This is a genomic window from Actinomadura litoris, assembly GCF_009733595.1.
Taxonomy (GTDB): Bacteria; Actinomycetota; Actinomycetes; order Streptosporangiales; family Streptosporangiaceae; genus Spirillospora; species Spirillospora litoris.
Map to the genome: position 1 here is coordinate 235,853 of NZ_WOFH01000010.1, position 21,020 is coordinate 256,872.

The 21,020-nt window shown below is 75.5% G+C and carries 20 protein-coding genes and 1 tRNA gene; 11 read left to right on the forward strand and 10 right to left on the reverse strand.

The genetic code is table 11. The annotated features are described in order from the left end of the window. Positions 1–126 precede the first annotated feature (126 nt). The 5 genes from GNZ18_RS27015 to GNZ18_RS27035 are packed head-to-tail and all read left to right on the forward strand — an operon-like array spanning position 127 to position 5,042. Positions 127–1,191, forward strand: coding sequence for a FecCD family ABC transporter permease (locus GNZ18_RS27015; protein WP_156219350.1), 1,065 nt, complete (start codon positions 127–129; stop codon positions 1,189–1,191). Then, entirely contained in the window at positions 1,188–2,237 is a 1,050-nt protein-coding gene (locus GNZ18_RS27020; RefSeq protein WP_156219351.1) for a FecCD family ABC transporter permease, read from the forward strand. The genes GNZ18_RS27015 and GNZ18_RS27020 overlap by 4 nt, the downstream gene beginning before the upstream one ends. Next, on the forward strand, positions 2,237–3,067 hold the full coding sequence (locus GNZ18_RS27025) for an ABC transporter ATP-binding protein (protein WP_156219352.1): 831 nt from the start codon (positions 2,237–2,239) through the stop codon (positions 3,065–3,067). Before GNZ18_RS27020 ends, GNZ18_RS27025 begins: the two co-directional genes overlap by 1 nt. Positions 3,068–3,114: 47 nt before the next feature. Then, complete coding sequence (locus tag GNZ18_RS27030) at positions 3,115–4,581, forward strand: MFS transporter (protein WP_312874762.1); 1,467 nt, start codon at positions 3,115–3,117, stop codon at positions 4,579–4,581. Then, the gene (locus GNZ18_RS27035; RefSeq protein ID WP_156219353.1) at positions 4,578–5,042 is read left to right on the forward strand and encodes a MarR family winged helix-turn-helix transcriptional regulator; all 465 of its coding nucleotides are present in this window, start codon (positions 4,578–4,580) and stop codon (positions 5,040–5,042) included. Before GNZ18_RS27030 ends, GNZ18_RS27035 begins: the two co-directional genes overlap by 4 nt. A gap of 14 nt (positions 5,043–5,056) precedes the next feature. Here GNZ18_RS27035 and GNZ18_RS27040 read toward each other — a convergent pair whose 3' ends face one another. The 3 genes from GNZ18_RS27040 to GNZ18_RS27050 all read right to left on the reverse strand — a co-directional run bounded on the left by GNZ18_RS27040 (position 5,057) and on the right by GNZ18_RS27050 (position 8,176). Beyond that, a complete protein-coding gene (locus GNZ18_RS27040; RefSeq protein WP_156219354.1) occupies positions 5,057–5,671 on the reverse strand; it encodes an Rv1733c family protein in 615 nt (204 codons plus the stop codon). A gap of 287 nt (positions 5,672–5,958) precedes the next feature. Then, positions 5,959–7,485, reverse strand: a complete 1,527-nt coding sequence (locus GNZ18_RS27045) for an MFS transporter (RefSeq protein ID WP_312874763.1) — start codon at positions 7,483–7,485, stop codon at positions 5,959–5,961. Between the two features lie 7 nt (positions 7,486–7,492). Further along, on the reverse strand, positions 7,493–8,176 hold the full coding sequence (locus GNZ18_RS27050) for an LppX_LprAFG lipoprotein (protein WP_156219355.1): 684 nt from the start codon (positions 8,174–8,176) through the stop codon (positions 7,493–7,495). A gap of 191 nt (positions 8,177–8,367) precedes the next feature. Here GNZ18_RS27050 and GNZ18_RS27055 point away from each other — a divergent pair. The 4 genes from GNZ18_RS27055 to GNZ18_RS27070 all read left to right on the forward strand — a co-directional run bounded on the left by GNZ18_RS27055 (position 8,368) and on the right by GNZ18_RS27070 (position 12,370). After that, positions 8,368–8,441, forward strand: a tRNA-Ile gene (locus tag GNZ18_RS27055). A 354-nt stretch (positions 8,442–8,795) separates the two neighbouring features. Then, positions 8,796–10,514 (forward strand): helix-turn-helix domain-containing protein, encoded by a 1,719-nt coding sequence (locus GNZ18_RS43800; protein WP_156219356.1) that lies wholly within the window; start codon positions 8,796–8,798, stop codon positions 10,512–10,514. Positions 10,515–10,523: 9 nt separating this feature from the next. Further along, the gene (locus GNZ18_RS27065; RefSeq protein WP_156219357.1) at positions 10,524–11,342 is read left to right on the forward strand and encodes a class I SAM-dependent methyltransferase; all 819 of its coding nucleotides are present in this window, start codon (positions 10,524–10,526) and stop codon (positions 11,340–11,342) included. Positions 11,343–11,518: 176 nt separating this feature from the next. After that, positions 11,519–12,370, forward strand: coding sequence for a S1 family peptidase (locus tag GNZ18_RS27070; protein WP_156219358.1), 852 nt, complete (start codon positions 11,519–11,521; stop codon positions 12,368–12,370). Positions 12,371–12,428: 58 nt separating this feature from the next. On the opposite strand, the gene GNZ18_RS27075 is transcribed toward GNZ18_RS27070, so the two are convergent. Further along, a complete protein-coding gene (locus GNZ18_RS27075) occupies positions 12,429–13,214 on the reverse strand; it encodes an enoyl-CoA hydratase-related protein (RefSeq protein ID WP_156219359.1) in 786 nt (261 codons plus the stop codon). Between the two features lie 148 nt (positions 13,215–13,362). Between GNZ18_RS27075 and GNZ18_RS27080 the strand changes: the two genes are divergently transcribed. Next, entirely contained in the window at positions 13,363–13,743 is a 381-nt protein-coding gene (locus GNZ18_RS27080) for a DUF7715 family protein (RefSeq protein WP_156219360.1), read from the forward strand. A gap of 21 nt (positions 13,744–13,764) precedes the next feature. Next, positions 13,765–14,061: an MTH1187 family thiamine-binding protein gene (locus tag GNZ18_RS27085; RefSeq protein WP_214617670.1), complete on the forward strand. Its 297-nt coding sequence runs from the start codon at positions 13,765–13,767 to the stop codon at positions 14,059–14,061. A gap of 35 nt (positions 14,062–14,096) precedes the next feature. On the opposite strand, the gene GNZ18_RS27090 is transcribed toward GNZ18_RS27085, so the two are convergent. From GNZ18_RS27090 to GNZ18_RS27115, 6 genes are read right to left on the reverse strand one after another with little or no spacing between them, the layout of a single operon-like run. After that, complete coding sequence (locus tag GNZ18_RS27090; protein ID WP_156219361.1) at positions 14,097–14,816, reverse strand: 3-keto-5-aminohexanoate cleavage protein; 720 nt, start codon at positions 14,814–14,816, stop codon at positions 14,097–14,099. Between the two features lie 24 nt (positions 14,817–14,840). Beyond that, a complete protein-coding gene (locus tag GNZ18_RS27095; RefSeq protein WP_156219362.1) occupies positions 14,841–16,802 on the reverse strand; it encodes a hypothetical protein in 1,962 nt (653 codons plus the stop codon). Positions 16,803–16,862: 60 nt separating this feature from the next. Then, the gene (locus GNZ18_RS27100) at positions 16,863–18,140 is read right to left on the reverse strand and encodes an adenylosuccinate synthetase (protein WP_156219363.1); all 1,278 of its coding nucleotides are present in this window, start codon (positions 18,138–18,140) and stop codon (positions 16,863–16,865) included. Positions 18,141–18,151: 11 nt separating this feature from the next. Further along, positions 18,152–19,123, reverse strand: a complete 972-nt coding sequence (locus GNZ18_RS27105) for a hypothetical protein (RefSeq protein WP_156219364.1) — start codon at positions 19,121–19,123, stop codon at positions 18,152–18,154. Between the two features lie 11 nt (positions 19,124–19,134). After that, a complete protein-coding gene (locus GNZ18_RS27110) occupies positions 19,135–20,166 on the reverse strand; it encodes a molecular chaperone DnaJ (protein ID WP_156219365.1) in 1,032 nt (343 codons plus the stop codon). Beyond that, a complete protein-coding gene (locus GNZ18_RS27115) occupies positions 20,163–20,996 on the reverse strand; it encodes an NUDIX hydrolase (protein ID WP_156219366.1) in 834 nt (277 codons plus the stop codon). Before GNZ18_RS27115 ends, GNZ18_RS27110 begins: the two co-directional genes overlap by 4 nt. Positions 20,997–21,020 lie beyond the last annotated feature (24 nt).

Here is a 21,020-nt window from a genome sequence, read left to right on the forward strand (position 1 = left end):
AGCGGTCGGTGTGGGTTGGATTCCGACCCGATGGGCGCTTAGGTTAACCTAACCTAAGTCGATGTTCGATGGTGGGGGCGGTGCGGCCCCCCGGCCCGTCCCCCCGGAGCCTCGCCCGTGTCCTTGATGAAATCGCCGCAGGCCGTGGCCGGTGCCGCGGTCCCGCGGACCGCCGTGCGCGCGCGTTCCGGCATGCGCGCCGCCGGGCTGCTCGGCGCCCTGGCGCTGCTGCTCGCCGTCCTCGTGCTGAGCCTCGCGGTCGGCGCCCGGCCGCTGTCGGTCGGGCAGGCGTGGAACGGTCTCCTCCACGAGGACTCCGCGAGCTACACCGTCGTCCACCAGATGCGGCTGCCCCGGACGCTGCTCGGCCTCCTCGCCGGTGTCGCGCTCGGCCTCGCGGGCGCGGTGATGCAGGCGCTCACCCGCAACCCGCTCGCCGACCCGGGGCTGCTCGGCGTCAACGCGGGCGCGTCCGCCGCCGTCGTCTCCGCGATCTCCTTCCTCGGCATCTCCTCGTTCGCCGGGTTCGTGTGGTTCGCGTTCGCGGGCGCCGGGGTGGTGGCCGTCCTGCTCTACGCGGTCGGCGGCGGACGCGGCGCGACCCCGGCGCGGCTCGCGCTGGCCGGGTCCGCGCTGAACGCGGCGCTGTACTCCTACGTCAGCGCGGTGCAGCTCCTCGACACCGCCTCCCTCGACCGGATGCGGTTCTGGACGGTCGGCTCCCTCGCCGCCGCGCAGCCCTCCACGGTCGTGCGCGTCGCGCCGTTCGTGCTCGCGGGCCTCGCGCTCGCGCTGCTGCTCGCGCGCCCGCTGAACGCGATGGCGATGGGCGAGGACGCGGCGCGCGCGCTCGGCGCCCGGCCCGCCCGCGCGCGGATCGCCGCCATCGCCGCGGTGACGCTGCTGAGCGGGGCGGCGACGGCGGCGTGCGGGCCGATCATCTTCGTCGGGCTGATGGTGCCGCACCTGGTCCGCGCGCTGACCGGGCCCGACCTGCGCTGGCTGCTGCCGTACTGCGCGGTGCTGGCGCCCGCGCTGATGCTGGGCGCGGACGTGCTCGGACGCGTCCTCGTCCGGCCGTCCGAACTCCAGGTGGGGATCGTCATGGTCGTGCTCGGCGGGCCGGTGTTCCTGTACTTCGTGCGGCGGCCGCGCCTCGCCCGGCGGCCGCGCGGCGGGGCGGCGGCATGAGCCGGGCACCGCGGTTCGCGACCGTCCGGACGCCCGGCGGCATGTCGTTCCGGTTCCGGCCGCGCGCGTTCGCCGTGTCCGGTGCCTGCCTGCTGGCCGCGCTCGGGCTGGGCGTCCTGCTGATCGGCAGCGGCGACTTCCCGATGGGCCCGGCCGACGTCGTGGCGACGCTCGCCGGGCGCGGCTCGCCCGCCGACTCGCTCATCGTCAACGAGATCCGGCTGCCCCGGGTCGGCACCGCGCTCGCGGTCGGGGCCGCGCTCGGGCTGTCCGGGGCCGTCTTCCAGTCGCTCGTCCGCAACCCGCTCGGCAGCCCCGACATCCTGGGGTTCAGCCAGGGCGCGGCGTCCGGCGTGCTCGCGGTCGTCGTGCTGACGGGCGGCGGCAGCGTCGCGGTCGCCTCGGGCGCCGCCGCGGGCGGGCTCGCGACCGGGCTGCTGGTGTACGCGGTCGCCGGGCGCGGCGCCGCGCACGGCCAGCGGCTCATCCTCGTCGGCATCGGCGTCGCCGCGATCCTCACCGGCGTGAACGGCTACCTGCTCACCCAGGCGAACATCACCGACGCGGCCCGCGCCGTCCTGTGGCTGACCGGCAGCCTGGACGGGCGCGACTGGTCGGACTCCGCGCCGCTGCTCGTCGCGCTCGCCGTCCTCGGGCCGCTGGTCCTCGCCGGATGCGGGCGGGCGCTGCGGATGCTGGAGATGGGCGACGACGCGGCGCACGGCCTGGGCGTCCCGATCGAGCGGGTCCGGACGATCATGCTGCTGGCGGCCGTGCTGCTCACCTCGCTCGCGGCGGCGGCGGCCGGCCCGGTGTCGTTCGTCGCGCTCACCGCGCCGCAGCTCGCCCGGCGCCTCACCCGCACGACCGGGCCGAACCTGCTGCCCGCGCTCTGCATGGGCGCGGTGCTGCTGGTGGCCGCCGACTGGATCGCGCAGCACGCCTTCGCGGAGCGCCGGCTCCCGGTCGGCGTGGTGACCGGCCTGCTCGGCGGCGGGTACCTGGTCTGGCTCCTCGTGACCGAACGCAAGACGGGACGGATCTGATGACGGCAACGAACGCGACCGGCCCCCGCCTGACCGGGACCGGGCTGACGCTCGCCTACGACCGGCGGACCGTCGCCGAGGGGCTGGACGTCGCCATCCCCGACGGCTCGTTCACCGTGATCGTCGGCCCGAACGCGTGCGGGAAGTCGACGCTGCTGCGGGCGCTGGCCCGGATCCTCAAGCCGTCGGCCGGGTCGGTCGTGCTGGACGGCCGCCCCATCGCGGGCTGGCCCGCCAAGAAGCTGGCGCGGACGCTCGGGCTGCTGCCGCAGTCCTCGATCGCGCCGGAGGGCATCGCGGTCGCCGACCTGGTCGCGCGCGGCCGGTACCCGCACCAGGGCCTGCTGCGGCAGTGGTCGCGCGAGGACGAGCGGGTCGTCGCCGAGTCGATGGAGGCCACCGGCGTGGACGGGCTCGCCGACCGGGCGGTGGACGAGCTGTCGGGCGGCCAGCGCCAGCGCGTGTGGATCGCGATGGCCCTCGCCCAGCAGACCCCGCTGCTGCTGCTGGACGAGCCGACGACCTACCTGGACATCGCGCACCAGATCGAGGTCCTCGACCTGTGCGCGCGGCTCCACGAGGAGGGCCGGACGATCGTCGCCGTGCTGCACGACCTGAACCACGCCGCCCGCTACGCCACGCACCTCCTCGCGATGCGCGACGGACGCGTCGTGGCGGAGGGCGACCCGTCCGCCGTGGTGACCGCCGAGCTGGTCGAGGAGGTCTTCAGGCTGCCCTGCCGGGTGATCGAGTGCCCCGAGACCGGGACGCCGCTGGTCGTCCCGGCCGCCAGGCGGCGTGCGGCCGCCCTCGCCGCCGCCCGGGAATAGTTGTAGAACTCCAATGGTTTTAGGGCTATAACCATTGGAGGTTCCCCGTGCCCGAACTCTCCCCCCGCCGGCGGATGCTGGTGCTCGCCATCTGCTGCCTGAGCCTGCTGATCGTCAGCCTGGACAACACGATCCTGAACGTCGCCCTCCCCGCGCTCCAGCGCGACTTCGGCGCGTCGGTGTCCGGGCTCCAGTGGACGATCGACGCCTACCTGATCGTGCTGGCCTCGCTGCTGATCCTGGCGGGCGCCACCGCCGACCGGATCGGCCGCCGCCGCGTCTTCCAGACCGGGCTCGCGCTGTTCGTCCTCGGATCGGTGCTGTGCAGCCTCGCGCCCACGCTCGGCTGGCTCGTCGCGGCGCGCGTCGTCCAGGCCGTGGGCGGCTCGATGCTCAACCCCGTCGCCATGTCGATCATCACGAACGTGTTCACCGAGCCGCGCGAGCGCGCCCGCGCCATCGGCGTGTGGGGCGGCGTCGTCGGGCTCAGCATGGCGATGGGCCCGATCGTCGGCGGCGTCCTGGTCGACTCGGTCGGCTGGCGGGCGATCTTCTGGCTCAACCTGCCGATCGGGGCGGCGGCGCTCGTGCTGACGGCGCTGTTCGTCCCCGAGTCGCGGGCGCCGCGTCCGCGCCGCCTCGACCCGGTCGGCCAGGGCCTGATGGTCGTGCTGCTCGCGACGCTGTCGTACGCGATCATCGAGGCGCCGGGCCGGGGCCCGCTCTCGCCCGCCGTCGCCGGCGGCGCGCTCGTGGCCGTCCTCGCGCTCGCCGGGTTCGTGCTGCACACCCGGCGCGCCGCCGAGCCGATCATCGACCTGCGGTTCTTCCGCAGCGTGCCGTTCTCCGGCGCCACCGTCATCGCCGTCTCCGGGTTCGCCGCCCTCGCCGGGTTCCTGTTCGTGAACGCGCTCTACCTCCAGAACGTGCGGGGCCTGTCGGCGCTGCACGCGGGGCTGTTCCTGCTGCCGATGGCGGTCATGACCGCCGTCTGCGGCCCGCTGTCGGGACGGCTCGTCGGCTCCCGCGGCCCCCGGCTCCCGCTCCAGATCGCCGGGGCCGCGATGCTCGCCAGCGGGCTGATGTTCGCGGCGCTGGACGCCGAGACCCGCGACGTGACGCTGTTCGCCGCGTACGTGCTGTTCGGCATCGGGTTCGGGATGGTGAACGCGCCGATCACCAACACCGCCGTGTCCGGGATGCCGCGGTCGCAGGCGGGCGTCGCCGCGGCCGTCGCCTCCACCAGCCGCCAGGTCGGGCAGGCGCTCGGCGTCGCGGTGATCGGCGCCGTCCTCGCGGCCGGGGCCGGGTCCGGGCGGGAGGCGGACGCCGCGGCCGGGTTCGTCGCCGCCGCGCGCCCGGCATACTGGGTGCTCGCGGGGTGCGCCGCCGCCGTGCTCGTGCTCGGCACGGTCACCACCGGAGGCCGCGCCGCGCGCTCGGCCGCCCGGGTCCGCGACCTGTTCGACCACGAGCCGAACCTGCGTCCCGTGAGCGGAGCGAGCACCCGATGACCGAGTCCCCGCCGCCCGAGTCCCCGCTGCCCGAGTCCCCGCCGACCGGGCCCGACCTCGCGGCCCGCGCCTGGCAGAACCTGCGGATCCTGCTGCACGAGCGCGGCGACCGGCGCCGGGAGGTCGCCGCCGCGACCGGGATGAGCTTCACCCGCACCAGGGCGCTGCGCCGCCTCGCGGCCGGGCCGCTGACGCTCGGGGAACTCGCCGAGGTGCTGCTGACCGACCGCCCCTACACGAGTCTCCTGGTGGACGACCTGGTCGAGCGCGGGCTCGTCGAGCGCACCACCAACCACGCCGACCGCCGCTCCAAGATCGTGACCATCACCGAGGCGGGACGCGAGGTCGCCGCACGAGCCCAGCGCATCCTCGGCACCCCGCCGCCCGAACTGCGCGAACTGCCGCCGGAGGACCTGGCCGCCCTCGACCGGATCGCGGCGCGCCTCGTCGCCGAGCAATAGCGGGAGGGCCGGCGTCAGGAGCGGGGGTTGTGGCCCGCGTCGGCGTCCATGCGGGCCCAGTCCGCCTCCCACAGCTCGTCGCGGTACCGGTCGCAGCGCCGCCGGACGAGCGCGTAGGCCAGCAGCAGCGGCATCGACAGGCCGAGGACGGTCGCGGCGGCGGCGTAGACGGCGTCGGTCACCGTGCGGCTGTGCGGGCGGGGCCGGACCGACGGCTCGGCCGCCCGGTCGACCCAGATCGTCCGGTGCGTGCCCACCTTGGCGTTCTTCCAGCTCGGGAGCGTCCCCGCGCGGGGCTTGCCGTCGGCGCCCGGCCAGGTCGCCTGGACGGTCTCGTGGACGTAGCGGTCCCCGGCGGAGCCGACGCCGCCGGTCGAGGTGACGGTCGCGACCACCTGGTGGCGGGTCGCGCGTTCGGCGCGTTCGGCGCGGACGCCCGAGTCGTAGGACCAGGCACTGGTCCAGGCGGCGAGCGGTGGCGCCGCGGCGAGCAGCAGCACCATCAGGACGAGCGCGACCGTGCGCTGGACACGGTCGACCCGGCGGCGCAGCTCGTTGTGCTCCAGGCCGAGCCGCCGCCGCAGCCGTGTGAGCGGTCCGCCTCCACGGCCGACGCCGAACCTGCGCATCCGTGTCACCTCCCCGGGGAGTGCCCTCCCGGCAAGAGGCCTTTAGCCTTCTTTTTCCAGGATATTCCCGAGCTCGTTGATCGGCACATAGCCTGTGGCCAAAACCTTTCCCATTTACCGCCCGGTATGCCGGCCCGGTGACCGAAACCTCGCCGGCACGGCCTCCGGGTGGCACGACACGCTAACGGGCCCCCGCGGGAGGGACGGGAAGGACGCGGCCGCTGTGAACGGTGGGACGTGAACGGTCGGCCGCATCCGGACGGCGGGCCGCGGCGGCCGGAGCTCGGTCAGCCCGCCGGAAGCAGGCTCTCCTCGGCCTCCGCGACCGGTTCGGCGCCGTCCCGCCGGGGGCCCACCGCCAGCGCCAGCACCGCCCCCAGCGCGCACAGGCCCGCCGTGATCAGGAAGATCTCCCGGTACTCGGTGCGCAGCGCCGCGCGCAGCGCCGCATCGTAGATCTTCAGGCGGCGCTCGAACTCCGCGTCCGAAATCCCGAACGGCAGCGGCGTCCGCAGGTCCGCCGTCAGCGTGCGGAAGCGGTAGAAGCCCCACGCCGACAGCGCCGCCACCCCGAGCAGCATCCCCATCATCCGCGCGACGACCACCGCCGCCGACGCGACGCCGTGCCGCGCCGCCGGGACGAACCCGAGCACCGCCGACGACACCGGCGCGATCACCAGCCCGAGCCCGAGCCCCGTCACGACGAGATCGACGTCCATGCGGGGCAGCGGCCCGTAGGAGGCGCCCGCCGGGTCGGCGGGCCAGCCCGCGACCAGCAGGTAGCCGGCCGCCGCGACCGCCATCCCCGCCGCCATCGGCCACCGCTCCCCGAACCGCCGCGCGGCCACGCCCCCGGCGACCGCCGCGACCGGCAGCGCCACCAGGAACCGGGTCAGCACGAGCGCGCCGTCGACCGAGTCCTTGTCCAGCAGCGTCTTGGCCACCAGCACCACGTCCACCAGCGTCACCATCAGCGCCGCGCCCGACAGCAGGCTCACCCCGAGCGTCGCCAGCAGCGGCCCGCGCCGCGCGCCGCTCAGATCCAGCAGCCGCGTCCGGGACCGCGCCTCCCACACCGCGAACACCACCAGCGCCAGCACGCCCCCGCCCAGCAGCGGCGGACCCCACGGCGGCAGCGCCGACTCCTCGGGCTCGGGGTTGTACACCCCCGCGACCAGCAGGCTCAGCCCCGTCGCCAGCAGCAGCCCGCCCACCACGTCCACCCCGGGACGCGGCCCGCGCGGCCTCCCGCCCGGCACCGCGTACTGCACCGCCGCCATCGCCAGCGCCACCAGCGGCACGTTGATCCAGAAGATCGCCCGCCAGTCCAGCGCCGCCGCGACCCCCGCCCCGTACAGCGGGCCGAGCACGCTGCCGAGCTCCTGCGCCGCGCCCACCGCGCCCAGCACCACCGGACGCTGCCGCCCGTCCCACAGGTCGCCGGCCAGCGCCATCGTCACCGGCAGCAGCGCGCCGCCCGCCACGCCCTGCACGACGCGCCCCGCCGTCAGCACCGGCACCCCCTGCGCCAGCGCCGTCACGACCGAGCCCGCACCGAAGAACAGCAGGCACGCCTGGAGGACCGCGCGCCGCCCGAACCGGTCCGACACCTGCCCGAGCAGCGGCATCGCCGCCACGTACCCCAGCAGGAACCCGGTCAGGACGGGCGTCAGCCGCTCCAGCCGGTTCACCGGGATGCCCAGATCCTTGATCACCGGGACCAGGATCGTCGTGACGACATAGGCGTCCAGCGCCGCCAGCAGGACGACCGCGCCCCCGGCCCCGACCGCGACCCGGCGCCGCGCCCCCGTCACCGCCCGCTCACTTCGGCGGGCTGATCGTGTAGGCGGCGTCGAACTCGGTGAACGTGATCTCCACCGAGTCCTTGCCGCCCGGGAACACCCCCCGCACCTTCACGAGCCGGTGGTCGGACTCGCGGATCCACACCTTCCCGTCGATGTCGGTGTCGATCCCCGGCAGCAGCCCCGCCACCCGGTCCTTCGGCAGCCGCGCCGCGATCCGGTACGCCTCCTTGCCGTCCACCTTCTCGACGGCCTCCGCCTTCGGCGCCTGCAACGAGCCCAGCAGCTTCGCGATGCCCCGCTCCGGGTCCAGCACCGCCGAGGTGTCGTACTGCGTCGCCGCCAGCACCTTCGGGACCTTCTGCCAGCCGCCCGTCGCCCCGCCGATGTACACCGTGTTCCCGGACGCGACGACCTTCATCTCCACGTCCATCCCCGACCGGGACACCTTCAGCGTCCCCTGCCCGTCCCCGTTGCGCAGCAGCTTCATGTCGCCGCCCTTCACCGAGATCGGCGGCTTGCCCTCCGACTCCATCCGCAGCGCGACGCTCCGCGTCCCCGCCATCGTCGAGGACGCCTGCCGCAGCGTGCCCGCCGCGTCGAAGTCGGCCTTCTCCGACCCGCCCTTCCCGCCGCCGTCGCAGGCGGTGACCACCACCATCGCGAGCAGGGCATGGACGAGGACGAGGATGCGTCTGGGCATACGCCGGACACTATCGACGCGCCCACTCGCCCGTCACTCGGCAGGAGGTCTGATTCGCCTCGTCCTCCAGAGTGATGCGGACCCCCACCGGAAGTCAGAAGGACTTTCCCGGTGGCCCCGTCGAAGACCCCGCCGCTAAGATGGCACGCGGCACGCCCCCGGCCCGCCACGGCACCCGCGGGCACGCCCCAGGGGCGGTAGCTCAGCTGGTCAGAGCAGAAGACTCATAATCTTCCGGTCGCGGGTTCGAGTCCCGCCCGCCCTACGTGGTGGTTGCTCGCCGCGCTTCGCGCGGCTTCGCCGTCACCTCGCTTCTCTCTGGGGGGCGACCCCCAGACCCCCGATGTGGGGGCTTCGCCCCCACGCCCCCGACGCGCGCTGCGCGCGCTTTTGGGGCTTCGCCCCTTGCCCCCGGGCTTCGCCCCTTGCCCCCGGGCTTCGCCCCTTGCCCCCGGGCTTCGCCCGCGTCCTTCGCCCGCGTCCTTCGCCCGCGTCCTTCGCCCGGGCCCCTCGCCCGGGCCCTTCGCCCGGGCCCTTCGCCCCCGGGGCTTGGGTCTCCTTGTTCTTGCAGCGCGTGAGGGGGCTCTTGATGTAGGGCTTTGGCTGCACCTCTGGGGGCGTGTCCGTGTTCGTCGTGTTCGGCGATGATGGCCTGGTGATGGGGACGTGGGATCTGTTGGGGGAGGGGCGGGGGCTGCTTCGGCGCGGGGCGTGGGGGGCCGCGCGGGAGGTGTTCGAGCGGGCGCTGGCGGACGGGGCGGCCGAGGGGGCGGCGGCCGAGGGGATCGCGGCGGCCTCGTGGTGGCTCGACGACGACGCCGAGATGACGGCGCGGTACGAGCAGGCCTACCGGTGCCACCGGGCTTCGGGGGACGACCGGTCCGCCGCGCGGGCCGCGGTGTGGCTGGGGAACGGGGCCGTTCAGTTCCGGGGGGAGACGGCGGTCGCGCAGGGGTGGTTCCGGCGGGCCGGGCGGCTGCTCGCGGGGGTGCCCGAGGGAGAGGAGCACGGGCTGCTCGCGCTGTTCGAGGGGATGGCCGCGCGGGCGGGGGGCGAGCTCGTGCCGGCGCTCGACCTCGCGGAGCGGGCGGCGGCGATCGGGCGGCGGCTCGGCTCCGCGGACCTGGAGATCCAGGGGATGGCGCTCGCGGGGGTGGTGCGCGTGTCCCAGGGGCTGACCGGGGAGGGGATGGCGCTGCTGGACGAGGCGGCCGCCGCCGCGCTCGCCGGGGAGGTCAGCGAGGCCGCGTCGGTGTGGATCCCGAGCTGCTACCTCGTCCAGGGGTGCGAGTGGACCCGCGACTGGGAGCGGGCCGAGCAGTGGTGCGGACGCGTGATGGACTTCTGCCGGCGCCTGGATCTCGGGTCGCCGTTCTCTCAGTGCCGGACGCACTACAGCGCCGTCCTGCTGTGGCGGGGCGACTGGGCGGAGGCGGAGGACCAGCTCCTGCGCGCGGCGGGCCGGGTCGGGGACCGTCCGCTCGTCGCGGCGCAGGTGTGGGCGCGGCTCGGCGAGCTGCGGCGGCGCCAGGGCCGGTGGGACGAGGCGGACGCGCTGTTCGCGCGGGAGCCCGCCGTGCCCGCGGCCCGGGTCGGGCGGGCCGAGCTGCTCGTCGACCGGGGCGATCCGCTGGCCGCCGTGGAGACCGCCCGGATGGTCCTGGACGGGATGGCGCCGGACGACCGGCTGGAGCGCGTCCCGGTCTTGGAGGTCCTCGTGCGCGCGTCGGCGGCGGCCGGGCTCGTGGACGCGCTGGCCGGTCCCGTCGAGGAGCTGGCCGGGATCGGGGGCGGGGCGCTCGCCGCGTCCGCGCTGTGGGCGCGGGGTGTCGCGTGCGGCGCGCTCGGCGACCCGGCCGGGGCGACGCCGCCGCTCGCGCGGGCGGTCGCGCTGTTCGAGCGGACGCGCGGCTCCTACGACGCGGCCCGCGCCCGCCTCGACCTCGCGGCCGTGCTGCGCGCCGCCGGGCGGGACGCGGCGGCGGCCCGCGAGGCACGCGCGGCGCTGGGGGCCTTCGTCCGGTTGGGCGCCGCCGCCGACGCCGGACGGGCGCGGACCCTCGCCGGGGAGCCGGGCCCGCCCGCCGGGCTCACCGCGCGGCAGGCCGAGGTCCTGGCACTGGTCGCGGACGGCCTGACCAACGCCCGGATCGCCGAGCGGCTCGTCCTCAGCCCGCACACGGTGAAACGGCACGTCGCCGACATCCTCGCCCGCCTCGGCCTGCCGTCGCGGGCGGCGGCGGCCGCGTACGCGTCGCGGCCGTATGGCCCGGACGGGCCATACGGCGCGGAGGGATGGGCCGTCCGGGCGAAGCCGCGGGAGGCGCGCCGCTCCTAGCGTCGGGGCATGAGCGACTTCTCCGCCGTCACCCGGGCCCAGCGCCGGGCCTGGGGCCTCGGCGACCTGAGCATGCTGGCCGCGCGCACCCCGCCGCTGTACGCCGAGCGGCTGTGCGAGGAACTGGACCTGCGCGCCCGGGAGCGCGTCCTGGACGTGGCGGCCGGGACGGGCACGGCGTCGATCGCGGCGGCCCGCCGCTTCTGCGAGGTCGTGGCGAGCGACTTCGTCCCCGAGTCGCTGGAGGCCGCGCGGCGGCTGGCGGGGGTCGAGGGCCTGGAGCTCGACGTCCGCGTCGCGGACGCGCAGGACCTGCCGTTCGCGGACGGGTCCTTCGACGTGGTGATGTCCACGTTCGGCGCCATGTTCGCGCCCGACCAGGAGCGGGTGGCGGCCGAGCTGCTGCGCGTCGTCCGGCCGGGCGGGCGCATCGGCCTGCTGGCGTGGCGCCCCGACGGGGTGGTCGGCGCGTACGCGAAGGTGATCGGGAGGTACCTCGCGCCGCCGCCGGGCGTCCCGTCGCCGTTCGGGTGGGGCACCGCGCGGCGGGTGCGGGAGCTGTTCGGCGGGCACGGGACGCTCCGGACGGCCACCCGCACGCAGCCGTTCCGCTATCCGAGCGTGGAGTTCGCGGTCGGGTTCCTCGCCGAGTGGTACGGGCCCGCGCGGGGCGCGCTCGCGGCGCTCGGCGAGGAGCGGCGGGCGGCCCTGCGGGACGACATGGCGGAGGTGTGGCGGTCGGCCGACCGCGCCGGTGACGGGACGCTCGTCGCCGACGCCGCCTACCTGGAGACCGTGGTGGTGAAGGAGGGCAGGCCGAACGGTTAGGCAATGCGTGCCTGATCCGCGGTGTCGCCGCAGGTCGGCGGAATGGAGGCTTCTCGGCCCGCGGGTTCGCGGCTACCATCGCGCCGACGTGGGCGAAGCCGGCGCCGCGATCCGGCTTCGGTGCGCGCCCGCGTCGGTCTGCCCGCTCGTCCATCCCATCGAGAGGACCCCCCGCCATGTCCAGACGCCTCCTCGGCGTGATCGCCGCCGCCGTGTTCGGCGCCGCGTCCGTGACCGGATCCGTCGCCTCCGCCGCCCCGGCGCCCGCTCCCGCGCCGGTCAAGGCCATCGACTTCACCGGCATCGTCGCGCTCAACAACTGCTCGGGCTCGCTGGTGCGGACGCCGACCGCCGCCGACAGCGACCCGGCGCTGGTGCTGACCAACGGCCACTGCTACGAGGGCGGCGAGCCCGGCGCCGGGCAGGTCATCACCAACCGGTCGTCCAGCAGGACGTTCAGCCTGCTCGACCCGAGCGGCAGCCGCTCGCTCGGCACCCTGCGCGCGACGACGCTGCTGTACGCCACCATGACCGACACCGACGTGGCGCTGTACAAGCTCAGCAGCACCTACGCCGACATCAAGCAGCGCTACAACAACACCCCGGCGCTGCAGCTGTCGCTCGACCACCCGACCGCGGGCGCGAGCCTGCGCGTCGTGTCCGGGTACTGGAAGCGGATCTACTCGTGCCGCCTGGACGGCTTCGCCTACCGGGTCCGCGAGGCCGCGTGGACCTGGAAGGACTCGCTCCGCTACACCTCCGAGTGCAACGTCATCGGCGGGACGTCGGGCTCGCCGGTCATCGACGCCGCGACCGGCAAGGTCGTCGGCGCCAACAACACCATCAACGAGAGCGGCGGCCGCTGCACGCTCAACAACCCGTGCGAGGTCGACGAGAGCGGCCGGGTGACGGTGCGCGCCAACATCGGCTACGCGCAGCAGACCTACATCCTCGCCTCCTGCATCGCGCCCGGCAGCGTCCTCGACCTGAACCGGGCCGGCTGCACCGTTCCGCGCCGGACCAGCTAGCCCCGGCGGCCTGATCTCCGGCCCGCCGCCCCGCTCCCGGGGGCGGCGGGCCGTTTCGCTATGCGGGCCAGTCGGGGTGGCGCTTGTCCAGGAACGCGCGCATGCCCTCCTGCGCCTCGGGCGTCTGGCTCGACGCGGCCATGACCTCGATCGCGTAGGCGTAGGCGTCGTCCTCGGGACGGTCGAACTGCGCGTACATGGCCTGCTTGCCGAGCGCCTTGCTGCGGCGGCTGCCCTGCGTGGCGCGCTGGAGCAGGTCTTGGACGGCCTTGTCGAGCTCGTCGTCGGGGACCGTGTAGTTGACCAGGCCCCACTCGGCGGCGGTCGCGGCGTCCACGACCTCGCCGGTCAGCGCCATCTCGGCGGCGCGCTTGCGGCCGACGTTGTGGGAGATCGCGACGAGCGGCGTGTGGCAGAACCAGCCGCCCTTGCCGCCGGGCGCGGCGAACCCCGCGCTCCGCGCCGCGACCGCGAGGTCGCAGCTCGCGGCGAGCTGGCAGCCCGCGGCGGTCGCCAGCCCGTGCACGCGGGCGACCACGACCTGCGGGACGGACTGGATCGTCCGCATCAGCTCGGTGCAGGTCCGCAGCAGGGCGCGGACGTCGGCGTGGGACGCGCCCGCCATGTCCGCGAAGTCGTGCCCGGCGGAGAACACCGGCCCGTTCGCGGCGAGCACGATCCCGCGCGCGTCGGTGGCCGCCGCCTCCTCGAACGCGGCGGTGAGCTGGAGCAGGAAGGCGCGGGAGAGGGCGTTGCGGCGGCGCGGGCGGTTCATCGTGATCGTGGTGAACGCGCCGTCGCGCCGGACGAGGACCTCGCTGGTTCCGCTGCTGGCTTCGCTCATATTCGCGACGTTACGTCACGGAGGGGACGGGCGCACGGGGGCCGGATCCCAGGCCGGGATGGGAAGGGGACGGGCCGAATGTCGGAGGTCCGGCGTACCGTGGCCGGGTCCACGGACGCGCCGACGGGGTTGCCGAGGAGGCATGGCCATGAAACTGCTCACCGCCACCGACACCGGCCAGGGATACCGCGACAACGACTTCGACTGGTGCGTCGAGGGAGAACTGGTGCACATCGGGGTCGTCTGCGCCCGCGACCGGGACGACCCCGACGGCGGCTGCGGCTGCGGCCGCTCGTTCGCCGGGCTGAACTCCCACCGCGCCACCACGACCGCGATGGTCCGGGAGATCCCCGGGTTCACCGGCGACGACTACGTCGAGGCGATCCGGTCGAGCCTGGAGCAGCAGGGGTGCGACCCCTCGTTCGCCGAGCACGAGGCGGCGCTGCTGCGCTGCCTGGTCCGCGACTGGCCGGTGGGGGTGATCGTGGAGCGGCGGCTGAATGAGATCGTGGTACGGCAGGTCGTGTAGTCGCAGGCCAGGAGGTGCGCTGTGCTCGTCGCGTTCTCGGTGACCCCGCTCGGCACCGGCGAGGACGTCGGTGAACTCGTCGCGGAGGCGGTACGGGTGGTGCGGGCCAGCGGCCTGCCCAACCGGACCGACGCGATGTTCACCACCGTCGAGGGGGAGTGGGACGAGGTGATGGCGGTGGTGAAGGCGGCCACCGACGCCGTCGCCGCGCGGGCGCCCCGGGTGAGCCTGGTGGTGAAGGCCGACGTGCGCCCGGGGGTGGCGGGCGCGCTCGACGGCAAGGTCGCCTCGGTGGAGCGGTACCTGGCCGACTCCTGACCGCCCCGGCCCGCGCCGTCCGGAACCGCTCGGAGTCAGACCGTGGTGATGAGGGCGCGGGCGGTCTGGACGAGGGCGGTGTTGTCGGCGGCGGGCGAGCCGTCCGGCAGCGTGAGCGTGTCCTCCAGGCCGATGCGGGTGTCCAGGCCGCGGCGGGCGGCGAAGCGGAGCACGGGCCAGGCGCCGCCGTCCTCGCCGTGCAGCAGGATCGGGCGCTCGTGGCCCGCGCGCAGGGCGTGCAGGAGGTCCTTGGCGGTCTCCCTCGCGGTCTCCGGGTCGGTGTCGGTGACCTCGGCGAGGACGCGCAGCACGCGGCCCGCGTGCGGCCAGGCGAGGAACCGCTCGGCCGCGTCGGTGCCGGAGAAGATGCCCGCCTCGACGCCGACGCCCAGGTCGAGCAGGGTCCCGGCGACGAGTTCGGCGCCCGGCTCGTGGAAGTTCACCGAGGCGTGGTCGGGCAGCACCGTCCAGGAGCGGACGAGCGCGGCGCGTTCGGCGGGGTCGGGCGCCGTCCAGGCGCCGGTGGTGACGCCGACGGTGACGCCGGGCGCGGCCTCGCGGACGGCGGTGAGGGTGGCCGCGACGTGCGCGGGCTCGATGGTGTCGCCGCCCGCGCCGTCCTTGCAGTGGACGTGCGCGTCCCGCGCGCCGACCTCGGCGGCGGCGCGGACCGCCGCGCCCACCGCCGAGGGCGTGACCGGCACGGCCGGGTGGTCGCTTCCGCTCCGTGTCCCGTTCGGGCAGATCTGCAGCATGGACCGATCATCTCAGCCGGCGGGTCACGGTGTGATCATGCAGGGGCCTCCTCCGCACACGTCCACGACCCGGCCGGTCTTGAGGAAGATCGCCTTCTGCCGGCGCGCGTCCGCGCTGTCGCGCGGGTCGCTGTGCGGGTCGCGGCCCTGCGCCGGCGGTGTGTTCGTCGTCGGCGGGGCGGGCGAGCCGCTGTCCCACACGACGATCGCGGACCCGTCGTGGGACGGGCCGAACCTGGGGATGCCCCAGAACGGGACCTTGTCCGGGCTGCGGCCGGGGGAGAGGAACGGCGCGTGCACGCGGGCGCCGATCGTCCGGGCCTCGACCTCGGCGGCGACGGTCGCGACCTGGTGGTCGCCGAACGCGGTGTGCATGAGCACCCGGTGGCGCGGCGTCCCCGGCAGCGGGCGCCGCGTGAGGTGCCAGGCGTAGCCGTCGGCCTCGCCCCGGTCCCACAGCATCTGGAGCAGCCCGAGCCCGATCTGCTGGTCGAGCTTGTCGGGGTAGGACGCGTCGAGGGCCTTGCCGAACGCGGCGAAGTCGACGCTGCGGTTGAGCAGCGTGCTGTAGTTCATCGCCGGGACGCCGAGGACGGCGCGCCGGAGGTCGGGCGACACGGCGGTCAGCGCCCCGCCCATGATCCCGCCCTGGCTGTTGCCGTCGTAGGCCAGCGGCTCCCGCGTGTCGATGAGGGAGGCACCGGAGTCGTCCTGGAACGCCCGGTCCGAGGCGAAGCCCCGGGTCATGGCGCGGCCGAGGACGACGAAGCCGAGCAGGCCCTGCTGGAGGCGGTCGGCGACGGTCCGGAAGTGGGTGAGGTCGGCGAGCGCCGCGAGGTCGTTCGGGATGTCCTCGTCGGCCATGCCGATCCACTTCGTCGCGCAGAACGCGAAGCCGTGCTCGGCCGCCATCGCCTTGACGCTCCCCGCGCCCACCTCGCGCTCGGCGCCGAGCAGCCCGTGCCCGTAGAGGGCGGGACGGGCGGGCCGCGAGAACGCCGACCTCGGGATCTCGCACTGGAACGGGACGGCCTGCTCGTTGCCCGGCAGCCGGGCCGGGAGCCCGTCCGGGCCCCGGTGGAACGCCGACCCGGGCGGCCCGCCCGGCCGGTCGAGGTAGCTCGGCGCCCACACGACGCCCTTCACCTCGCGGGCGATCAGCCCGTCCACGTCGTCGGTCACCCGCGTGACCTGGAACCTCGGGGACCGGCCGCCGAGGTCGCGCAGGGTCTCGTCGCGGATGCGCAGCATCGGCCCGGTCAGGCTCTCGCGGCTCGCGACCGTGAAGTCCCAGGCCAGGTAGAGGCCGTCGCGGCGCACGCCGTGCGCGGCGAGGTCGGCGAGGACGCGCCGCTCGTCCCGCTGCCGCGCGCTCAGCGGGTCGGAGGCGGGCAGCGTCGGGCCGAGGATCCGCGCGAACGCCGCGCCCGGCCGGATCCGGTCACCGGAGGCGTCGCGCAGGTTCCGCAGGGCGACGACGTAGCGGTGCCCCTCCCGGAAGTTGCGCGCCGGACGGACGATCAGCGCCTTGCGCGCGTCCGGCGCGTTCGCGTCCAGCTCCGCCCAGTACGGCCAGCGCTCCCCGGTCGCGGTGTCCAGGACCACGATCGGCGCGTCCGGGCGCAGTGACGCGCCGATGTCGGTGACCGGCGCCGCGCCGCTGCGCTCCAGGTCGACGCCCGGGACGCGGCTGAGCAGCATCGACCCGGGCGAGAACCCGTCCGCGCGGTTCCACTCGCCGGGCGCGACGGGCGCGCCGGAGGCGTTGCGGAGCGTCGTCCGCATGTGGACGCGGCGGCCGGTCGGCGTGTCCGGGTCCGGGTCCGTGTACCAGTCGTTCGGGAACGGCAGCAGGCAGGCGGCCGGGTCGATCGGGTCGCAGCCGTCGCCGTCGGGCGCGGCCGCGGCCCGCGACGAGGGCGGCGCGGTCAGCGCCGCGAGCGTCACGGCGGCGGTCAGGACGGCGGTCAGGGAGCGGGGGAGCAACGTCCACCTCCGGGGGGTCCGCGGCGTACAGCGCGATCATGGACGCTCCCCGGCGGCGGGTCAATGGGCGGCCCCGAGCGGCGCCGCCGCGCGCTTGTCGGCGGCCGCCGGCCCGTACGAGCGGAGGACGATCGGCGCCCCCAGCGCGTCCTCGATCGTCTCCTCCGGGCGGCCGAGCGGCTCGTAGACGGGACGGGCGGCGAACAGGCGCCGGGTCAGCGCCGCCTGGCGGTCCAGGTCGGCCGGGCCCGCCGGGAGCCGGGCGACCTGTTCGCCGTCCATCGCGTAGGCCCGGCAGACACGCAGGTCGGGACGTGCCCCTGCGACGTCCAGATGCGTGACCGCCAGACCGTCGACGCCGCCGCACACCTCCAGCGCGTACCGGAGCGCCACGGCGTCGAGGTGGCCGACGCGGAACGCCCCCTGCCAGCGGCCCGTCCCGTTGTGCGGGTCGGGCAGCGCGCCGGTGAGCGCCGCGTCCTCGGTGACGAAGGGCCCGGGGCCGTGGCGCGTCGCGTACGCGCGCACCACGCCGAGCCGGGCCGCGCTCGCCTCCGCCTCGCCGAGCAGGGCCTCGGCGTTCGCGAACGTCGTCGTCGACCACGTCGTGTACGGGTGGAAGCCGTGCCACTCGTCCAGCAGGACGCCCTGCGCGCCCTCGAACACCGCGCCGCCCTCCCGCAGGACGCGGCGCAGGTGCCCGCCGCCGACCATCCGGACGCGCTCGGCGAACGCGGCGAACGCGTCCGCGCACGCCTCCACGTCCGGGACGTCCTCACCCGATCCGGGCGGGAACTCGTCGCGGTACCGGTCGCGGAGCGCGGCGAGGCGGCGCCGCAGCCGGGCCGGGGACAGGCAGTCGCCCGCGCGGGGCGCGTCGTTGTGGTCGAGCGCGTAGGACGCCGTCTCGCCCACGCCCATCCCGCAGGACCCGTGCCGGGCCGCGCCGCGCGCCGCCTCCCGCGCCCGGTTCGCGGCGCGGTGGTAGGGCGTCGTCAGCAGCGCGTCGCGGTCGACGGTCAGCCGGGCGAGCGCGTCGCCCACGCCGAGGGAGCGCAGGTGGTCGGCCTCGGCGGCGAGCGCCAGCGGGTCCACGAGCATGAACCGCGACAGGTGCGTCCGCACGCCCGGCGTGAACGTGCCCGACCCGAACTGCGCGAACGTGTGGTGCCGCCCGTCCGCCGCGACGACGTTGTGGGCCGCCTGCGCGCCCCCGTTGAACCTGACGACCGTCGGCGGCGCCGGGGACGCGGCGCACAGGTGGTCGACGACCGTGCCCTTGCCCGCGTCCCCGAATCCCAGGTCGACGACGATGACGTTCCCCCTGACGCCGCCCATGCCCGGGGCCCCTAGAGCCGCGTCGTCGCGGCCGGGCCGGACGCGTCCAGCCCCGGCGGGGTGGCCGACACCGCGACCGGCGCGCGCGAGGCGTCCAGCCGGGCCAGCGCGCGCGAGACCGACGCCCCCGCGTCCGATCCCGCCTCCTCCAGGTGCTCCAGGCCCTCGCCGAGGTCGATCGCGTCCTCGCCGAGCCCGATGGTCAGCGCGATCGTCTCGCAGACCGCACCCGGGTCGTCCAGGTACAGGACGTGCTGGCCGAGGAGCCCCTGCCAGAAGTCCTTCAGCTCGCGCTTGCCGGAGTGGTAGCCGCCCTCGGGGATGATGAAGTACACCTCGTACATGCGCTGGAGCTCGCGGACCATGTCGGCGATCGGGACGTCCTGCCGGGCCTCGTCCCCGATGATCTTCGCGATCTCGCTCCGCCGCACCTTCGGGTAGCCCAGCTCGTCGCCGATCATGAAGAGGTAGCCGCGCCTGCCCCGCTTCTCGAAGCAGTCGATCGCGGTGTGCCGGGCCATGAAGTACATCGCCAGCTCGTAGGACTCGCGCATCTGGCCGCCGCCCCCGCCCTCCAGCAGGATCTTGCCGAGGTCGTCGTCCATGCGGTTGTCGGCCTCGAACTGGCCGATCTGGAGCGGCGCCCGGTCGCAGGTCGCGTCGCCGACCGCGCCGAACAGGATGTGCGGGTGCTCGACGTACCCCTTGCGCAGCAGCAGCCCGAGCAGGTCGGGCAGCTTTGTCTGGAGCGTGCGCGGCACGCCGCCCATCGAGCCCGTCACATCGAACAGCACCGCGATCGCCAGCGACTCGGGGTGGTCCTCGGAGTCCCGGCTCTCCCGGACGGTCACGCCGCTCGGGTCGAGGTCGGGGTGGACGGTGGTCGCGCCGCCGTCGCTGTAGGCGAACGCGCTCGCGCCGGTGGCCGCCCGGTAGCTGCGGCGCGCGGCGTAGACGTCGGTGGACCAGTTACCGCTTCCCATGGTCGTCTCCCTCAGTTCTGTTCGGGCAGGTGGAAGGGGCGGAAGCGGCGGGGGCCGTAGAGCCGTTCGAGCAGCTCGTCCAGCTCCTCCAGCAGCCGCCAGGCGTCGGACGGGCGGCGCCGCTGCGCGGGCAGCAGGCAGCCCCGCGCGAACGCCCGCATGGCCTTCGGCGCGCGGTCGCCCATCAGCTCGGTCACGCAGCGGGTGGCCATGAAGATGTCGGTGGCCGGGGACGCGGTCCCGCGTGCCGGGACCTCCGGCGGATACCAGTCGGCGTACCGGTCGACCATCGCGGGGACGCGCCCCGAGGGGTCGGTGCCCGCGTAGCAGCCGGGCACCGAGTAGCACCAGTCGACGAGCACCAGCCCGTGCTCCGCCGGGTGGATCATGACGTGGTCGGGCAGCACCGCGCCGTGCAGGACGCCCGCGCGATGGGCGAACCCGAGGCCGACCAGCAGCCGCCGCCACATCCAGGCCGCGTCGCGCGGGTCGAGGCCGCCGGGGAACGCCCGCCGCACCTCGGCCAGGGTGTGGAAGCCCTCCAGCGCGGCGAGCGCGTTGACCTGGCGCTGCGCGCCGGACGCCTCGTCCCGGTGGCGGAACGACTCGACCAGGCGCGGCACGTACGGCAGGAACCGCCCGTCGCCGTCCTTGGGGAGCTGCCGCAGCGCCACCGCCTCGCGTTCGAGGAGGTCGCCGTCGCGCGGGTCGCGCGGCATCTTCAGCAGCACCCGCGCGCCGTCCGGCTCCGCCGCGTAGAGCTGCGCGAGGTCGCCGCGGACCGGGTCCCCGGTGACCCGGTAGGAGTGCCGCCGGGTGGTGATCACGGACGCGTCGGCCCCGGTGTGGGCGCGCCACAGCGCGGTCAGCCGGATGAAGGCCGCCCGCGTCCGCCCCCGCGTCGCGTCCGGGTGGAGGAGCCGCGCCAGCCGCCGGTAGCGGCGCGCGGCCTCGGCGGCGTCGTCGCCGAACAGGTCCGCCGGGACGCGGGCCCGGTCGAGCAGGGCGAGCGCCTCGTCCAGCTCGCCGGCGCGCGGTGTCATCGGATCTCCTCCTCGCGGCTCGGGCGCAGCAGCGCCGGGTGCAGCAGCCGCGCGTCGCCCGCCCGGTACAGCCGGGGCCGGGGGCCGCCGCGCCGCCCGCCCTTGTCGGACGTCGCCCCCGTGCTCTCCACGAACCCGGGCACCGACAGGACCTTCCGGTGGAAGTTGCCGGCGTGCAGCTCCTCGCCCCACACCGCCTCGTACACGGCGCGCAGCTCGGGGATCGTGAACTCGGGGGCGCAGAAGGCGGTCGCGAGCGGCGCGTACTCCAGCTTGGCGCGGGCGCGCTCCAGCCCGTCCGACAGGATCCGCGCGTGGTCGAACGCCAGCCGCCGGGTGGTGCCGGGACGCTGGTCGCCCGCCTCGGTCAGGCCGAGCGCGCCGACCGCGACCCAGGCCGCGTCGGCCGCGTCGCCGCCCGCCTCGGGGTCGGGCAGCTCCGGCGCGAACGCCAGGTAGGCGACGGAGATGACGCGCATGCGCGGGTCGCGGCCCGGCGCGCCGTAGGTGCCGAGCTGCTCCAGGTGGACGCGTCCGAGCTCCCCGCCCTTGGCGCTGAGCCCGGTCTCCTCGGCCAGCTCGCGGACCGCCGCCTCGGACAGGTCCTCCGCCTCGGTGCCCTGGAGCGGACCGCCCGCCTGGACGAACCCGCCGGGCAGCGCCCACATCCCCGCGAACGGCGCGGCGCCGCGCCGCACCAGCAGCACGTGCAGGGCGCCGTCGCGGATCGTCAGGGCCACCACGTCCACGGTCACCGAGACCGGGTCGTAGTCGCGCGGATCGTAGTTCGCCAGGAACTCGCTCTCGTCGCGTCCCGGATCCGAGGTCATGCGCCCGCTCCCCGCTGTCAGACT

What these genes read in the sequence shown, in the direction of transcription:
- GNZ18_RS27015 (WP_156219350.1), top strand. Translation starts at nt 127, where the DNA reads ATGAAATCGCCGCAGGCCGTGGCCGGTGCCGCGGTCCCGCGGACCGCC.
- GNZ18_RS27020 (WP_156219351.1), top strand. Translation starts at nt 1,188, where the DNA reads ATGAGCCGGGCACCGCGGTTCGCGACCGTCCGGACGCCCGGCGGCATG.
- GNZ18_RS27025 (WP_156219352.1), top strand. Translation starts at nt 2,237, where the DNA reads ATGACGGCAACGAACGCGACCGGCCCCCGCCTGACCGGGACCGGGCTG.
- GNZ18_RS27035 (WP_156219353.1), top strand. Translation starts at nt 4,578, where the DNA reads ATGACCGAGTCCCCGCCGCCCGAGTCCCCGCTGCCCGAGTCCCCGCCG.
- GNZ18_RS27040 (WP_156219354.1), bottom strand. Translation starts at nt 5,671, where the DNA reads ATGCGCAGGTTCGGCGTCGGCCGTGGAGGCGGACCGCTCACACGGCTG.
- GNZ18_RS27050 (WP_156219355.1), bottom strand. Translation starts at nt 8,176, where the DNA reads ATGCCCAGACGCATCCTCGTCCTCGTCCATGCCCTGCTCGCGATGGTG.
- GNZ18_RS27065 (WP_156219357.1), top strand. Translation starts at nt 10,524, where the DNA reads ATGAGCGACTTCTCCGCCGTCACCCGGGCCCAGCGCCGGGCCTGGGGC.
- GNZ18_RS27070 (WP_156219358.1), top strand. Translation starts at nt 11,519, where the DNA reads ATGTCCAGACGCCTCCTCGGCGTGATCGCCGCCGCCGTGTTCGGCGCC.
- GNZ18_RS27075 (WP_156219359.1), bottom strand. Translation starts at nt 13,214, where the DNA reads ATGAGCGAAGCCAGCAGCGGAACCAGCGAGGTCCTCGTCCGGCGCGAC.
- GNZ18_RS27080 (WP_156219360.1), top strand. Translation starts at nt 13,363, where the DNA reads ATGAAACTGCTCACCGCCACCGACACCGGCCAGGGATACCGCGACAAC.
- GNZ18_RS27090 (WP_156219361.1), bottom strand. Translation starts at nt 14,816, where the DNA reads ATGCTGCAGATCTGCCCGAACGGGACACGGAGCGGAAGCGACCACCCG.
- GNZ18_RS27100 (WP_156219363.1), bottom strand. Translation starts at nt 18,140, where the DNA reads ATGGGCGGCGTCAGGGGGAACGTCATCGTCGTCGACCTGGGATTCGGG.
- GNZ18_RS27105 (WP_156219364.1), bottom strand. Translation starts at nt 19,123, where the DNA reads ATGGGAAGCGGTAACTGGTCCACCGACGTCTACGCCGCGCGCCGCAGC.
- GNZ18_RS27110 (WP_156219365.1), bottom strand. Translation starts at nt 20,166, where the DNA reads ATGACACCGCGCGCCGGCGAGCTGGACGAGGCGCTCGCCCTGCTCGAC.
- GNZ18_RS27115 (WP_156219366.1), bottom strand. Translation starts at nt 20,996, where the DNA reads ATGACCTCGGATCCGGGACGCGACGAGAGCGAGTTCCTGGCGAACTAC.